This window comes from Nitrosomonas sp., assembly GCF_019635155.1.
Lineage (GTDB): Bacteria > Pseudomonadota > Gammaproteobacteria > Burkholderiales > Nitrosomonadaceae > Nitrosomonas.
This window is the reverse complement of sequence record NZ_JAHBZY010000002.1, coordinates 185,436-200,131: the sequence shown is the minus strand read 5'-3', so window position 1 is coordinate 200,131 and position 14,696 is coordinate 185,436. Positions and strand designations below refer to the sequence as shown.

Here is a 14,696-nt window from a genome sequence, read left to right as displayed (position 1 = left end):
CATGAAAATGGAAGATTATCAAAATAATTTGCAAGCAAAAATTTTTTCTCTTGAAGTAAAAATAAAAAGAATACAACTTATCACTGCCTTTATATTGCTTATTACTGCATTATCGCCTGTAATTCTGTTTTGGGTTGATAGTAACGGTACAAAAAAAATCATCGAATTACTTAAAGAAAAAGAAAAACCTTTTGAGGGAATCTGGTCTTATAACTCCAACTATGAGATCTGGCTTGATGAAAAAAAACCAAAAGAATTAATGGCCGACGGTAAGACTATCATTATATGGAAAGAAAACGCAAAAAAGTATGAAGTGTATATAAGTTTTAAAATTACACGATCAATGCACCATGAACCACTATTAGCCCTTTCTTTAAATGGATTCTTTGACGATGTTAAAAGTGACGGTCGAAATAAGCTACCTAAATTCACAATGGACAATTTTAAAGCTATAGCAAGGTTAGCATACAAAAAAGACTATGGACCTCCAGCACCATCATATCAATTTACTGATTGCAAGGTTAATCGTATTTCTGAAAATGAAGAAAGTGTGAATTCTTTCGAATGTATCTTAATAACGAAATACTCTGATGACCCTGATTCTATTCGTTCTAGATCAAAAGTAACTTTTTCAAGAAAGGATTCACTACACTGATGGACGGCAGCGCGGCAGATTGGAGTGACGCCAGGAACTCCAAAATTTCCATCAAGCCGCTTGCAACAAAAACTCCACCTTAATCGCCTCATAAGGAAATTCAATCGCGCCGGTTTCGGTGCGATTGAGCAATCCTGCTTCCAGCAATGCTGTCACGTCACCGTGAACGCCCTTGACATCGCGCGCCACCCGCCGCGCAGCTTCGCGGATGGAAACCGGGCCCGCACCACAAAGCGTTTTTAGCAATTCCCAACGTTTCGCGGTCAATACCTTCCACAACAACTCGGGGGATGCGAAACTGATGCGATCTGTTTCTTGCTGCTCGTTCAAATGCCATGCACGCGCGAAGCCAGTCATTGCTTCCTTCGGCTCCCGCACGTCAAGAATAACCGTTTTCATGGTTCCACCTCTCAATATCATGTTGAAAATCAGATAGCAATTTCTCCGGGCTAGTAAATTTGTATTCGAATTCCCGGTCATTCCAGTGACGATGATCGCCTTTTCCGGCTTCATTGTCATATCACAACACGCATCGCCCTTTCACAACATAGGCAGGACGATATTTGAATAAATGTTTGGATTTCACCACCGGCTCCACAACCTGCCAGAGAACAAGTTCGGCAAATCGACCCTCGGAATACCCGATACGCTGCCGCAAAAGCTCGATGGATTTCATGTTTGCGATCATGACAACACCCTGGGTTGTTGTCAGTTGCACCAATATGTATGTTGGCAAGCTGCCAGGATAACCTCACGTCATCAGTAAAAACGTTACACCCCCCCGCATATTTTTCTGCCGCACCTACCAATCAAACACAATGGCCAGCGCATTCTTGATCGCCGGAAGATAGCTTTTGTCCAACTTTCCTTGCAGTTTACCGATCCGGGAAACATCTATAGCACGCAGTCGTTTGAGATTGATGTGCCGGTCTTTGTCCAAGCCATTTTCCGGATTGGGTTCCAGATTCACCGCGAAAGGCCAGAGTTTATGATTGGGCAGCAAGGGTGCAACGATCAGTGTTTTCGATTGATTATTAACCAGATCGCCTTGAATGACGACGCAGGGTCTTAATTTCTTGGTTTCCGCACCTATGGCCGGTTCCAGATTGATCCAGTAAATATCGAGCTGCTTGAAATCAGTCATTCGATAAGCCGTCGGATAACGTATTCTCCCAGGCTTGCAATTCCTCCTGGTAATCCAAATCGGCAGCTTCTTCCTGATTGGCTTTAATCAATGCCTGTTTAAGAAAATTCTTGCGTTCCTGCTTCAACAATTCGTTGATATAAGCGCTGCGGTTATCGCCCGCAATATCGTTCAGGAACAGATAGGCTTCATCATCCAATGTAATAGTCGTTCGATATGTCATGAATTACCTCATACTTACAATGCGACAATATTATCACACCAATCAGTATGAATATTGTTCAATGTATTAGAAAACGACTCAACTCATTAATAATTCAACCTCAAACAGTGCATTTTTATTGCAGTTGCCTTACGAATCAAGCGCAATGCTTTCTAATAATTTTACTCACCGCATCAATAATCAACGCCATCGAAACCGCGCCCGGATCGGGTGTCCCGATACTTTTTTCCGCGTGTAGGCGGGCGCGACCGATCTTGGGCGTGAGGTTTCTGGTTGCTTCGGCGGATTGCTTGGCCACTTCCGCAGCGGCTATCCAGACTTCCGCAATTGAGAATCCTTGCGTGGCGCCTTTTGTCAACGCGAAGGAAAATGGGTAGAGCACATCGACTAGCGTTTTGTCGTTGAGCTGCGCCTTGCCGACAGCGATAACAGCTTGCAGTGCCGCTGTAATGCCCGCGGCAATCATTGCAGCATCCGGCTTGGTTTCATCGCTGACAGAATTACCAAGATTGCGCAGGATAACGCCCCACAACATCCCCGAGGTGCCGCCGGCGCGATCCGACCAGGCATCGCCGGCGGCCGCTAATGCCGTCCCTGCTCCGGCTCGAAATGTTATCGCTGTTCTGACAGCATCGACGGCGGCTTTCAACCCACGCTGCATGCCGATGCCGTGATCGCCGTCACCGGCAATTGCATCCAACCGGCCCAGTTCATCTTGCTGCGTTTCGACGGCACCAAGCGCCGCTTCGAACGCTGCCAATATAATTCTGGCGGTTGTTTGCGAATCCGCCGAGCCCGGTTTGATGGTGAATTTTCCTTGCGAACCTGCCGATTCGATGACATGGTCGATCAGCGGTCCGGTGCTCATGATCGTGCCACGATGAAAAGCCGGCGTATCGGCAGCAGCCAGCCAGCTTTGTTCAAGCTCGTCGTCAAGCCAGAACAACGTCAGCGACACGCCGGCCATGTCGAAACTGGTAATCAATTCATCCACCACCGGCGCGACAATACGCAAACCACACGCGGTTAACAGTTGTTCAACTTTACGATACACCACGAATAATTCTTCGTATTTCACCGCACCGAGGCCGTTCAGAATGACGCTGATGCGCGCACCATGAACTGTTTCAACAGTTTCAGGTATTTCAGCCAGCAACTTGCTGACCAGCATTTCCGCCAGACCATCGGCACTCGGCGCTTTTACCCGTTCCAAACCGGGCTCCCCATGAATGCCCATGCCGACTTCCATGGTTCCCGGCGCTACTTCGAACAGCGGTTTAGCCGCACCTGGTAATGTGCAGCCGGAAAACGCCACACCCAGCGAACGCACCCGGCGGTTGGCTGCAGTCGCAATTCCGGCGACTTCATCCAGCGATTTTCCGGCATCCGCCGCAACCGCCGCGGCTTTAAATACCGCCAGGGTACCGGCGATACCGCGGCGCTTGTGCTGCTCATTCACGGAAGCGGATGCGATATCGTCGGTCACCACCACCGAACACACGTCGATACCTTGTGCGCGAAGCTGCGTTTGCGCTTGCTCGAAATTGAGCACGTCACCGGCATAATTGGCGTAGCAAAACAAAATACCGCCGCCCGCATTGACCGCCCGTGCTACATTACAAATTTGCTGCGTCGACGGCGCGGCAAAAACATTGCCGAGTGCGGCGCCATGCGCCAATCCTTGTCCGACAAAACCGCCAAATGCGGGATAATGCCCGGAACCGCCGCCGATCACCACCACCACTTGACCTGGCTTCGCCTTGTACCGGCGAATAACACCGCCTTCGATACGCTGGATTTTGTCGCGGTGCGCGGCGGCATATCCATCGGCCAGCTCGGCGGCAAATTGCGCCGGATCATTAAATAAATAAGTCATTGTCAGTTTCAGATTTCAATCGGAATATTCATAACGCTATCGCTCCCAGTGGAATTATAAGCCGCCGTTCAAATAAATCGCAGCAATACTTCCGCGAAACGGCCGGTCGATCCCAATACTGCTAATTTGATTTTTGTCTTGATCCACTCACGAACCATTATCTCGCCACTCCGTAGTCTGATAAAATCCGATACTGCGTGCGAATCGCGCAGATGCGCTGAATCAGCCTGCTACCCAATTAAATCACTCCGGTTGCCGATCATAAAGGAATCATTGCATTGTTTTCAGCGTTTCAAAATTTGAGTTTCACCCGAATCCTGGTGTTCTTGGCGCTTTCTGCAGGTTGGCTGGGGTTTGCATTCTATTTTGGAAGATTGATCCCGGATAAGCAATTGTGGTTTGCATTATCGGTTACTTTGCTGTTTGGCTTGCCGATCTATTTTGCCGCGATTTACGCAGTCACGATTGAAAGAATTTATCGCACCAGCCAGTTTAAGAAATTGGGTATTTTACACTGGTTGCTAACCCGGCGAATCCTGGCATATATCGGATGGTTGCTATGGGCTGTGGTGTTTGCGTTCTTGTTGTTGTTTTATCTGGGTTCCGCCGAGAAACAGGAATGGATCGTTTTTTTCGCCGCCATTCCGGCATTTGCTGTTATTTACACGCTTTTTTCACCCATTGCGGCCAAAGAATACAAACCTTATATCGCCATGCATAAAACCTTAAGCTGGTCACGCTGGGTCTCCGCCTTGACGATGGCGGTACTTTTCGTCGTTTTTGTCAATCACACCGACGCCAGTCGTCAATATGCTTCATTGGCGGAAGCGGTCGCGGCGGAAAGTCAAAAACTGGATGGAACGACCAACAGCATTTTAATTCTCGAAACCAGCCGGTTGCTGGGTTTTATCGAAGGTATGAAACGCTATGCATTGGGCAGTCTGCATTCTTTGAGCGACGTGTTATACCTTGGTTGCGTTTTTATCGGCAGCCTACTGTTTTTTTACAACGTCATGCTCGGGATTTCCAGTTTCATCGTGCCGTTATCCGAGTACCGACGGGTATTTGCGCCTATTCAGGATAGCGATGAACCGCCAGCGGTATCGCCATGGGCCTGGGCGCTTACTTCAGCTTTCACAACCTTCTTTGTTTTCTTTATTTATGTGCCTTCAACGGTCTATGTAGATGCCTGGCTGCGCTCCAATCCTGAAACCGTCAACGAAATACGTGCTTCGCAGCAAAGCGTGATACAAACCGTGGAAATGATTGGGGACGATTACTATAAACCGGGCACCGCAGAGCAGATCGAGCAAGCCTACCTCGATACCCTCGGCAAAATGGAAGCTTCGCTGGAAAAACTGCGCGAAACCACAGGTGTCGGTTTTCAACAAATGGTCGATAACGTCGATGCGTATCTCGATTGGTACTATAGCCTGCCCGGCGAATACGAACGGATTCTGGCGCTGGCCACCGGTGTTCTGGAAAACTGGATGACGGAGAAACTGCAGAGCTATTTGATGAGGGGTAATGCATTTGGTCCGGTGCAGCAATCCATTGAAGAAGTATTGCAAAGTAACCAGCAATTGCGCGCCGATCATCTGCAACAAGTCGAACGGATTTTGGCCGACAATCGCGTTGAACCCATTAACGATGCGCAACTGGAAATTGTCCGGCATGCTTCTTTGAATGCGCTCAGAGAGCCACCTGCGCACAGTGTCATCGTTAATCTGGAAAACCGCATGCTGATCTCTGGAGGTATCGGTACCGCAGGTGCGATTACCGGCGCTATCGCCGGCAAGATTACCGCCAAAGTAGCCGGCAAAGGGATTATCAAACTCGGCGCGCAAGCATTGATCAAAGTAACCGCCGGCAAAGCGGTCAGTGCCTTAGGCGGTGCTGCTGCCGGCGCTGCCACCGGTATGGCGCTGGGATCATTTATCCCTGGCATTGGCACCGCAATCGGTGCAGTTATCGGTGGTATTATTGGCGGCATCACGATCGGTCTGACTGTCGAAAAACTTTTGCTAATGCTGGAGGAAGCTTTTTCTCGCGACGAGTTCAAACGTCAGATTCTGGACGCGATCGAAGAAGAACGCCTGGAATTTGAAAAATTCTTAACGACACCCGCATTATCGGAAAATCGTCCGGTTGATGTCGAACCGGCTGAAGCGCCCTGAAATACAAATCAAGTATGACTAATAATCCTGGAATTCTATGGACCATAATATTGCATTGATCACAACCATCGCAGCCGGCTTTGGCTTGGCTTTGATTTTCGGCTTTATCGCGGAACGTCTAAAAACACCGGCACTGGTGGGATATCTGCTGGCCGGCATCGCCATCAGCCCATCTACGCCGGGATACGTCGCGGATGTCGGCATTGCGTCGCAATTATCCGAAATCGGCGTTATGCTGCTGATGTTCGGTGTAGGATTACATTTTTCCCTGAACGATCTACTGTCGGTCAAGCGCGTAGCGGTACCCGGTGCGATCGTGCAAATGGCGGTTGCTACCGCTTTGGGAATGACCTTGGCTTCCTGGTGGGGATGGAGCATCGGCGCCGGACTGGTATTTGGTTTGTCATTATCCTGCGCCAGCACCGTTGTGCTGTTGAAAGCGCTGGAATCGCGCGGCTTCCTGGAAACCATGAATGGCCGCATCGCAGTTGGCTGGTTGATCGTCGAAGATTTAGTGACGGTTTTGATTCTGGTGCTGTTGCCTTCATTCGCAGCCATGCTGGGGGGTGCCAATGAAAACGGCAATCCGACCGAACCACTATGGCGCACTATCGGCGTAACGTTATTGCTGGTTTCGGCATTCATCGCATTGATGCTGATCGTCGGCCGCCGGGTGCTGCCGTGGTTATTATGGCAAGTTGCCCGCACCGGTTCGCGTGAAATGTTCACATTGGCGGTTGTCGCTGTCGCCATTTGCATCGCCTACGGCGCAGCCGCGCTGTTCAACGTATCGTTTGCACTGGGCGCGTTTTTTGCCGGCATGGTCATGCGCGAATCCAAATTCAGTCATCGCGCTGCAGAAGAGTCTCTGCCATTGCGCGATGCTTTTGCCGTGCTGTTTTTTGTTTCCGTCGGTATGCTGTTCGACCCCGCCGTGTTAGTCGATGAGCCGGTACGGGTTCTAGCGGTCGCGGCTATTATCATTGTCGGCAAATCCATGGCAGCCATGTTACTGGTATTGATTCTGCGCTACCCGCTCAACACCTCGCTGACGGTCGCCGCCAGCCTCGGGCAAATTGGGGAATTCTCTTTTATTCTGGCGGGATTGGGATTATCTCTGGGTTTGATGCCAGCCGAGGGCATGAGTCTGGTCCTTGCCGGAGCGCTCATTTCGATCGCTTTCAATCCGATTGCATTCGCCGCGATCACGCCGTTCAGGAATCTGATCCTGAAACATTCCGCTTTGGCTCGCAAATACGAAAACCGGGACGATCCCTTTGCGGAATTACCAATGAGCACGGAGCGTAAATTTCTCGAGGGTCAAGTTGTGCTGGTCGGCTATGGTCATGTTGGAGAACGCATTGCGCAGGCGTTAAATGAAAAAAATATCCCCTTTATCGTCGCGGAACAGAATCGCGAATTGGTGCAGGATTTACGCAAGCAAGGCATAAATGCCGTTTCCGGCGATGCAAACGAACCGTCGGTGTTGATCCAGGCGCATATCACGGATGCCGCCATGTTGGTGATCGCAACGCCGAATCCGCTGAACGCCCGGCACATGATCGATATCGCACGCACCTTAAACCCGGATATCGAAATTGTATTGCACGCGCGCAGTGAAGACGAAACGAAATTATTGCGTAAAGATAATCTGGGTACGGTATTCTTTGCCGAAGAGGAGTTGGCTAAAAATATGTCGCATCATATTTTGGATCGATTCGATACGAAATCGGGATCGAAGCTAAGCGCACACTGAGTTCTTTATCGCTGAAGAAACTTTACAATCTATTAAATCATTAAGAGAAATCATCTATGGCAGAACAATTCTATGTGGGTATTTATGACGATAACAACGGCGGACTCACGCATCTCGGCCGGGTCGTGCGCGATGCCTGGGTATTCGGTCTTTTACCGGAAACGGAAACATGCGCCGGCTGGAGCACTTCGCAAATGCAAGTTTTATATGAAAAGGTTCATGATGCTTGGGAGCCGTATGCGCACCTGCCGAGCCGTTTACCGGACGAACTCCGCGAACGGCACACTGCAATTTATGATGCAGCGATCCGGCATGCAAAAAGCAAAGGCTGGGATGCCGAATTGGGTGACGATGATTAGCGCCGATTACGCTTTCGCAGGGAAATGAATCACCCGCGCCGGTCCGTCCAGTCTGGACTTGCTTTCCAGAAGTTGTAGCGCCAGCGGAAATTCGCGTTGTAATCGCAGCATTATTTCCGGCATATGATCGCGATAATAAATGGCTTCATAGGCAACCGGCTCATCCAGCGTATTCCGGTCATGGCGTTTAAAGTTGCACCAGGCGATATCGATCCAGCATTTGCGCTCACCATCAATAAATACGAATTCATCATGATCAATAATCGCCATATACTGCATGCTGCGAATCGGTACAAACAAATGCCGGGTTGTGCATCTTGATAACAAAGTAACGGCCAAGTTATATGATTTTGCTGGTAAATAGCGCGCTTCCCTGTTAATTTCAGGATCACGGTAACAGGTAATTTCCATTTCCAACCTCCGCGAAGCAAAGTAATAATGACATATGATGAATCGTATCCGATTTTCAATCAAGCTATACAACAAGGCACACAATTTTCCACCGCTTACCTTACTTGCGAATCCTGCAGAATGCCCGGGTAATAAAATATCATTTCCAACTGACTTCCATGAAAGAATAAGAAACCAATGACATTGATTAACCGTTTTCTTTCGCGCTTGGGCCCCGGCTTACTGTATGCCGGAGCGGCCGTTGGCGTTTCCCATCTGGTGCAGTCGACGCAAGCCGGCGGCATGTTCGGTTTTGAATTGATTATCGCCATCCTCATCATTCATGCCATCAAGTATCCTTTTTTTGAATTCGGCCCCCGCTACACCGCAGCGACCGGTCAGCATATCCTGCATGGCTATTTGAAACTCGGAAAATGGGCGGTATGGCTTTATTTATTTATGGCGGTCGCCACGATGTTTATCGTACAAGCAGCCATTACGGTTGTCACTGCCGGTCTTATTACCAATATTTTCGGACTTGAAGGTCTTGGCGGGCACGAGCCGCAAATGGTCGCCTTCATCATTGGCAGCCTTTTACTGTTAATTTCTTTTACGCTGTTAGTCAGCGGTCACTATGTATTGCTCGACAAGTTGATGAAAATCATCATCCTGATATTGACGATCACGTCAATTGCCGCAGTTATCATGCTGTTGTTCGACAACCCGGGACATCATAAAACCGCTACGGTCTTTTTCGATTTTTCGGATACCGCACATTTAATCTTTTTAGCGACATTTCTGGGATGGATGCCGGCACCTCTGGATCTTTCAATATGGCATTCGATTTGGTCAAAAAGTAAAAATGACAGCGATGGCAGAATCTCATCCATGCAGGAAACCTTGTTTGATTTCCGCGTGGGCTTTATCGGCACGGCATTTCTAGCGATTTGCTTTTTGTTGCTCGGCGCATTGGTCATGTATGGCAGCGGCATTCCTTTTGCCGCCGGGGGCGCGGCGTTTGCCGGACAGCTACTCGACATGTACCAGCAAGCCCTCGGAGATTGGGCTTATCCAATCGTCGCCATCGCGGCAATTGCGACCATGTTCAGCACTACGTTGACCGTGCTTGATGCATTTCCACGCTCGATCAGCGCTTCACTCGAATTACTGTTTCCAGATCGGATTCGGCAACGGAATCGTAACATCACCTATCTGATCGGTTTGGTAATTTTAATCGCGGGAACTCTGTTTATCTTGTTCTTTTATCTGGCTTCCATGCGCGAGATGGTTAAAATCGCCACCGTCATTTCGTTTGTCGCTGCGCCGATCATCGCGATATTAAACATGCAGGCGGTTTTCAGCCGCCATATGCCCGACCGATACCGTCCGGGCAAACTCATGTGGATCTGGTGCTGGTTCGGTGTCGCCGCTTTATCCGCTTGTTCTATCTTTTATTTGTTGCTCTAGGTAACGCCGCGAACAACCGTCATGCGTCCAACTCGTCTGGAAAAACCTGCGGCCACGCAAAATAACCTGAAAACGATCGCAGCGCTGTTACCTTATCTGTGGGAATTCAAAGCCAGAGTCATTTTGGCGCTGACACTCCTGGTATTGGCAAAAGTCGCGAACGTCTCGGTGCCGCTGGTGCTAAAAGAAATTGTCGACGCCCTGGATCAACCCCGCGCCGAGCTGATGTTACCCGTCTTTCTATTGATCAGCTACGGTGTTTTGCGATTATGCAGCACATTATTCGGTGAATTGCGCGATGCCATTTTCGCCAAGGTAACGCAACGCGCTATCCGGCGTGTTGCCATCAAGGTTTTCTTGCACCTGCACTCATTATCGCTGCGTTTTCACTTGGAACGTCAGACTGGCGGCGTTTCACGCGACATTGAACGCGGCTCGCGAGGCATTTCATTTTTGCTCAATTTTATGCTATTCAATATTCTGCCGACTTTGCTCGAGATCGGCTTGGTATTGACCATTTTGATTGGAAGATATGATATTTGGTTTGCCGGCATTATTGCTGCAACGTTGCTCGCTTATATTGCACTTACGCTGATTGTGACCGAATGGCGCATGATTTTTCGCCGCACCATGAACAACATGGATTCGAAAGCGAATACCCAAGCCATTGACAGTCTACTGAATTATGAGACGGTCAAATATTTCGCCAATGAGAATTGGGAAGCGCGGCGCTATGACGAGCATTTGCAAGCCTGGGAAAAAGCCGCCGTGCGCAACCAAACGTCGCTCGCCACATTGAATGCCGGGCAGAGCGCCATCATCGCCATCGGCGTTACGTTGCTGATGTTTCTCGCTGCGGATCATGTAATCGCCGGTAGCATGACGCTGGGCGATCTGGTCTTGATTAATGCGTTCATGCTGCAACTCTACATGCCGCTCCATTTTCTCGGTTTTGTTTATCGGGAAATCAAACATTCGCTGGCGGATATGGAACGGATGTTTACGCTGCTTGGAGAAAACCGGGAAATAATGGACAAACCGGATGCTCAAGTACTGAGTGCAAATCGCGCGGCCATCCGGTTTGACCATGTTGATTTTTTTTATGAATCGAACCGCCAAATTTTATTCGACGTAACGTTTGACATTCCTGCCGGGCAAAATGTCGCAGTGGTGGGCCACAGCGGTTCCGGAAAATCAACACTGGCGCGGTTGTTGTTTCGTTTTTACGATGTGCAATCGGGCTGCATTTCGATCAACGGCCAGGATATTCGCGACATTACACAACAAAGTTTACGCGCAGCCATCGGCATCGTTCCGCAGGATACGGTGTTGTTCAATGACAGTATTTATTACAACATCGCCTATGGACGCCCGGATGCAACGTCGGAGGAGGTCTTCGCAGCGGCGCGCGCCGCTCATATTCATGATTTTATTGAACGGCTACCGTTGAAATATGAAACGGTCGTCGGTGAGCGCGGTTTGAAATTATCCGGCGGCGAAAAACAGCGGGTTGCCATTGCGCGCACCATCCTTAAAAACCCGGCCATTCTGATTTTCGATGAAGCTACATCGGCGCTGGATTCGGAATCCGAGAAACGCATTCAAGCCGAATTAAAGCGTATCGCAATTAATCGCACCACGTTAACGATCGCTCATCGGCTCTCGACGATCGCCGATGCCGATCAGATTCTTGTCATGGAGCAGGGCCGAATCATAGAGCGCGGCACGCATCAACAGTTACTTGCCGCCAACGGCACCTATGCTCACATGTGGGAATTACAACAGCAAGAAGAAATCGCGCAAACTAAGCAACCGGCGATCACTATTCGTCAACCGTCTCTATAAATTTCCGCCCCCTCGCTGCAATCTCGAAATGCTCGATTACGCACTGTTTGCCGCATCGTAGCGATGCTCCGTTTCCTGGAAAAATAAAGAACCTGAAAATACCGGGAGAAAACCGACTTTATCCCCACGAATGAATTTTGCATGGATGTGTTAACTTCCCAATCCAGAATTTGCCATCAACAATTGCGTAATTACATTCTAGGGAGTCATCGCAATGCTTGTATCCGTTGGGTATCTCATTATTATTATCTCTGTTTTCGGCGGATTTGCCTTAGCCGGAGGTCACTTGGCTTCATTATGGCAGCCTGTGGAACTTCTCATGATCGGTGGAGGCGCGATCGGGGCATTCGTTGTCGGCAACTCAAACAAGGCATTGAAGGCCACCCTGAAGGCACTACCAACCGTATTCAAAAGTTCGAAGCTTAACAAAGCATTGTATATGGACTTAATGACATTACTGTATGAAATACTCAGCAAAGTCCGTAAAGAAGGCTTGATGTCGATCGAAGGAGACGTCGACGATCCTTCCAACAGTCCGATTTTCACGAAATACCCGGATATTCTGGCGGATCACCATATCACCGAATTTATTACGGATTATCTGCGCTTGATGGTAGGCGGCAATTTGAATTCGCTCGAGATTGAAAGCTTGATGGACAGCGAGCTGGAAACGCACCATCAAGAAGGCGAAGTCCCGATCCATGTGATCTCGAAACTCGGCGACGGGTTGCCGGCTTTCGGTATTGTGGCTGCAGTCATGGGGGTGGTACATACCATGGAGTCGGTTCATTTGCCGCCCAGTGAATTGGGTATTTTGATTGCCGCAGCATTGGTCGGTACTTTCCTGGGAATTCTGCTGGCCTACGGTTTTGTCAGCCCATTGGCCGGAAAGCTTGAACATAACCTTCACGAATCCAGCAAGATGTTCGAGTGTATCAAAATCACCCTGCTCGCCAATCTCAACGGTTATTCGCCGGTCCTGGCAGTGGAGTTCGGCAGGAAAGTTCTATTCACAACCGAAAGACCGTCTTTCCTGGAATTGGAAGAACATGTCAAGCAAAGCAAATCCAAATAACTATTAATTTCTTTCTCTTTGAACGACAGGAACCATTATGGCTGACGATCTTGCACAGCGACCGATAGTTATCAAAAGAATCAAGAAAGTCGCGGGAGGGCATCATGGCGGCGCTTGGAAAATTGCATATGCCGACTTCGTGACCGCGATGATGGCATTCTTTCTATTGATGTGGTTGTTGGGATCGTCGACCAAGAGCCAATTGGAAGGGATTTCGGAATATTTCAAAACCCCGTTGAAAGTCGCTTTGATGGGCGGATCGTCGATTGGCGAAAGCAATAGCGTACTTAAAGGTGGCGGCACCGATTTAACGCGCCAGCATGGCGAAGTCAAAAAGGGTGCGATAAAAGATGATGACAGCGCCCAAGCCAAGAAAATCATCCGGGAACGGGCGGAGCGTATCAAGCTGGAAGGATTGAAACAAAAAATCGAAGAAGCGATCGAAAACAATCCTTCGCTCAAAAAGTTTGCCAATCAATTGCTGCTGGACATTACTTCGGATGGTTTAAGAATCCAAATCGTCGATGAGCAGAACCGTCCGATGTTCGCGTTGGGCAGAGCGGAATTGCAACCTTATACCAAAACCATTTTGCGTGAAATCGGCAAGATGCTGAACGATGTCGACAACAAGATCAGTCTTTCCGGACATACCGATGCCAAGCCTTTTCCTTCCGGCGATAAAGGCTACAGCAACTGGGAATTATCAGCGGATCGCGCCAATGCATCACGCCGCGAATTGATTGTCGGCGGCATGGATACCAACAAAGTCCTGCAGGTCATCGGATTGTCTTCAGCGGTTCTTTTTGACAAGGATGATCCGCTCAATCCAATCAACCGCCGCATCAGCATTGTGGTATTGAACGAGCGGGCCGAGAAAGCGGTAACGATGGATAATCCGACCCTCGATATTGATATGCAAGCGCAACCGGACACGGAATTGCTGCAGAACCCTTAAACAATCACACGGACTACTCAAAAATGCCAAAACGTTTTCATCCCGCCATTATTGCGTTATTGATCCAGATTGCATCGACCGCTACAGCCGGAACATTAATGTCGATGGTAACCGTCCATGCCAGCTTATTCGAGTGGGCGATACTACAGGGATTGCTGGCCGGATTACTGAGTTTCCTGGCGAAATCGCCCGTGTGGTGGGTACCCATACATTTCCTGTTTATGCCGCTGGTCATTATCACCCTGGCATTTGACATTTCAGCAACCTGGTACTTAGTGATGTTCCTTGGCTTGCTATTAATTTACGGCAAGTCATTTGTGACGCAAGTACCGTTGTACCTTTCCAGTGAAACTGTCAACCAGGCGCTCGAAACATTATTACCCAAACAAAATCAATTCACTTTTATCGATTTGGGAAGCGGCTGCGGCGGATTATTAAAAAATCTGGCCCGGATCCATGGCAACGGGTCGTTTCATGGCATTGAATCCGCCCCTATTCCGTTTGTTATTAGTAAACTACGAAGCTTGTTCGATTCTGATTACGATGTGCACTGGGGGGATTTCTGGAAACACGATTTTTCACGCTATGACGTGGTTTATGCCTATCTTTCGCCGGTACCCATGGATTCGCTTTGGCAAAAAGCAAAAAAAGAAATGCGTCCGGGCAGTCTATTAATCAGCAATACTTTTGTTATTCCCGGCGTCGCACCGGACAAAAGCATTCAGTTGAATGATTTTTCCAACTCAACGCTTTATCTTTGGCGACTGTAACAGT

Annotated in this window: 15 protein-coding genes and 1 pseudogene; 9 read left to right on the top strand and 7 right to left on the bottom strand. The window is 48.9% G+C overall.

Going from position 1 to position 14,696, the window contains the following annotated elements; translation table 11 throughout:
• The first annotated feature begins 7 nt into the window (after positions 1-7).
• The gene (locus KF839_RS02500; protein ID WP_292916242.1) at positions 8-655 is read left to right on the top strand and encodes a hypothetical protein; all 648 of its coding nucleotides are present in this window, start codon (positions 8-10) and stop codon (positions 653-655) included.
• A 51-nt stretch (positions 656-706) separates the two neighbouring features.
• On the opposite strand, the gene KF839_RS02495 is transcribed toward KF839_RS02500, so the two are convergent.
• From KF839_RS02495 to KF839_RS02475, 6 genes and pseudogenes are all read right to left on the bottom strand, one after another.
• Positions 707-1,054, bottom strand: a complete 348-nt coding sequence (locus tag KF839_RS02495; RefSeq protein ID WP_292916241.1) for an HVO_A0114 family putative DNA-binding protein — start codon at positions 1,052-1,054, stop codon at positions 707-709.
• A pseudogene (locus tag KF839_RS14925) lies at positions 1,035-1,163 on the bottom strand (toxin-antitoxin system TumE family protein); the annotation flags it as partial. The gene KF839_RS02495 and the pseudogene KF839_RS14925, both read right to left, overlap by 20 nt.
• Positions 1,164-1,175: 12 nt before the next feature.
• On the bottom strand, positions 1,176-1,391 hold the full coding sequence (locus KF839_RS02490) for a hypothetical protein (RefSeq protein ID WP_292916240.1): 216 nt from the start codon (positions 1,389-1,391) through the stop codon (positions 1,176-1,178).
• Between the two features lie 66 nt (positions 1,392-1,457).
• Entirely contained in the window at positions 1,458-1,799 is a 342-nt protein-coding gene (locus KF839_RS02485) for a type II toxin-antitoxin system PemK/MazF family toxin (protein ID WP_292916239.1), read from the bottom strand.
• Positions 1,792-2,022, bottom strand: coding sequence for a type II toxin-antitoxin system MazE family antitoxin (gene mazE / locus KF839_RS02480; protein ID WP_292916238.1), 231 nt, complete (start codon positions 2,020-2,022; stop codon positions 1,792-1,794). The genes KF839_RS02485 and mazE overlap by 8 nt, the downstream gene beginning before the upstream one ends.
• 136 nt (positions 2,023-2,158) lie before the next feature.
• Positions 2,159-3,898: a dihydroxyacetone kinase family protein gene (locus KF839_RS02475; RefSeq protein ID WP_292916237.1), complete on the bottom strand. Its 1,740-nt coding sequence runs from the start codon at positions 3,896-3,898 to the stop codon at positions 2,159-2,161.
• A 278-nt stretch (positions 3,899-4,176) separates the two neighbouring features.
• Here KF839_RS02475 and KF839_RS02470 point away from each other — a divergent pair, with 278 nt between their 5' ends.
• Genes KF839_RS02470 through KF839_RS02460 form a run of 3 tightly spaced genes read left to right on the top strand, consistent with a single transcriptional unit; the run spans position 4,177 to position 8,190 of the window.
• Positions 4,177-6,075 carry a spermidine synthase family protein gene (locus tag KF839_RS02470; RefSeq protein WP_292916236.1) on the top strand — a complete coding sequence of 633 codons (1,899 nt, stop codon included), beginning with the start codon at positions 4,177-4,179 and terminating at the stop codon, positions 6,073-6,075.
• A 37-nt stretch (positions 6,076-6,112) separates the two neighbouring features.
• Positions 6,113-7,831, top strand: a complete 1,719-nt coding sequence (locus KF839_RS02465) for a cation:proton antiporter domain-containing protein (protein ID WP_292916235.1) — start codon at positions 6,113-6,115, stop codon at positions 7,829-7,831.
• 56 nt (positions 7,832-7,887) lie between these two features.
• Positions 7,888-8,190, top strand: a complete 303-nt coding sequence (locus KF839_RS02460) for a hypothetical protein (RefSeq protein ID WP_292916234.1) — start codon at positions 7,888-7,890, stop codon at positions 8,188-8,190.
• A gap of 6 nt (positions 8,191-8,196) precedes the next feature.
• On the opposite strand, the gene KF839_RS02455 is transcribed toward KF839_RS02460, so the two are convergent.
• Complete coding sequence (locus KF839_RS02455) at positions 8,197-8,601, bottom strand: hypothetical protein (RefSeq protein WP_292916233.1); 405 nt, start codon at positions 8,599-8,601, stop codon at positions 8,197-8,199.
• 177 nt (positions 8,602-8,778) lie between these two features.
• On the opposite strand from KF839_RS02455, the gene KF839_RS02450 reads away from it, so the two are divergent.
• The 5 genes from KF839_RS02450 (at position 8,779) to KF839_RS02430 (ending at position 14,692) form a co-directional block, all read left to right on the top strand.
• The gene (locus KF839_RS02450; RefSeq protein ID WP_292916232.1) at positions 8,779-10,047 is read left to right on the top strand and encodes an NRAMP family divalent metal transporter; all 1,269 of its coding nucleotides are present in this window, start codon (positions 8,779-8,781) and stop codon (positions 10,045-10,047) included.
• A gap of 21 nt (positions 10,048-10,068) precedes the next feature.
• The gene (locus KF839_RS02445; RefSeq protein ID WP_292916231.1) at positions 10,069-11,892 is read left to right on the top strand and encodes an ABCB family ABC transporter ATP-binding protein/permease; all 1,824 of its coding nucleotides are present in this window, start codon (positions 10,069-10,071) and stop codon (positions 11,890-11,892) included.
• Between the two features lie 214 nt (positions 11,893-12,106).
• On the top strand, positions 12,107-12,967 hold the full coding sequence (gene motA / locus KF839_RS02440) for a flagellar motor stator protein MotA (protein WP_292916230.1): 861 nt from the start codon (positions 12,107-12,109) through the stop codon (positions 12,965-12,967).
• Between the two features lie 37 nt (positions 12,968-13,004).
• Entirely contained in the window at positions 13,005-13,922 is a 918-nt protein-coding gene (gene motB, locus KF839_RS02435) for a flagellar motor protein MotB (RefSeq protein ID WP_292916229.1), read from the top strand.
• Between the two features lie 23 nt (positions 13,923-13,945).
• The gene (locus KF839_RS02430; RefSeq protein WP_292916228.1) at positions 13,946-14,692 is read left to right on the top strand and encodes a class I SAM-dependent methyltransferase; all 747 of its coding nucleotides are present in this window, start codon (positions 13,946-13,948) and stop codon (positions 14,690-14,692) included.
• Positions 14,693-14,696 lie beyond the last annotated feature (4 nt).

Coding starts and splice junctions, on each gene's coding strand:
- KF839_RS02500 (WP_292916242.1), top strand. CDS start 8: ATGGAAGATTATCAAAATAATTTGCAAGCAAAAATTTTTTCTCTTGAA.
- KF839_RS02495 (WP_292916241.1), bottom strand. CDS start 1,054: ATGAAAACGGTTATTCTTGACGTGCGGGAGCCGAAGGAAGCAATGACT.
- KF839_RS02485 (WP_292916239.1), bottom strand. CDS start 1,799: ATGACTGATTTCAAGCAGCTCGATATTTACTGGATCAATCTGGAACCG.
- mazE (WP_292916238.1), bottom strand. CDS start 2,022: ATGACATATCGAACGACTATTACATTGGATGATGAAGCCTATCTGTTC.
- KF839_RS02475 (WP_292916237.1), bottom strand. CDS start 3,898: ATGACTTATTTATTTAATGATCCGGCGCAATTTGCCGCCGAGCTGGCC.
- KF839_RS02465 (WP_292916235.1), top strand. CDS start 6,113: ATGGACCATAATATTGCATTGATCACAACCATCGCAGCCGGCTTTGGC.
- KF839_RS02460 (WP_292916234.1), top strand. CDS start 7,888: ATGGCAGAACAATTCTATGTGGGTATTTATGACGATAACAACGGCGGA.
- KF839_RS02455 (WP_292916233.1), bottom strand. CDS start 8,601: ATGGAAATTACCTGTTACCGTGATCCTGAAATTAACAGGGAAGCGCGC.
- KF839_RS02450 (WP_292916232.1), top strand. CDS start 8,779: ATGACATTGATTAACCGTTTTCTTTCGCGCTTGGGCCCCGGCTTACTG.
- KF839_RS02445 (WP_292916231.1), top strand. CDS start 10,069: ATGCGTCCAACTCGTCTGGAAAAACCTGCGGCCACGCAAAATAACCTG.
- motA (WP_292916230.1), top strand. CDS start 12,107: ATGCTTGTATCCGTTGGGTATCTCATTATTATTATCTCTGTTTTCGGC.
- motB (WP_292916229.1), top strand. CDS start 13,005: ATGGCTGACGATCTTGCACAGCGACCGATAGTTATCAAAAGAATCAAG.
- KF839_RS02430 (WP_292916228.1), top strand. CDS start 13,946: ATGCCAAAACGTTTTCATCCCGCCATTATTGCGTTATTGATCCAGATT.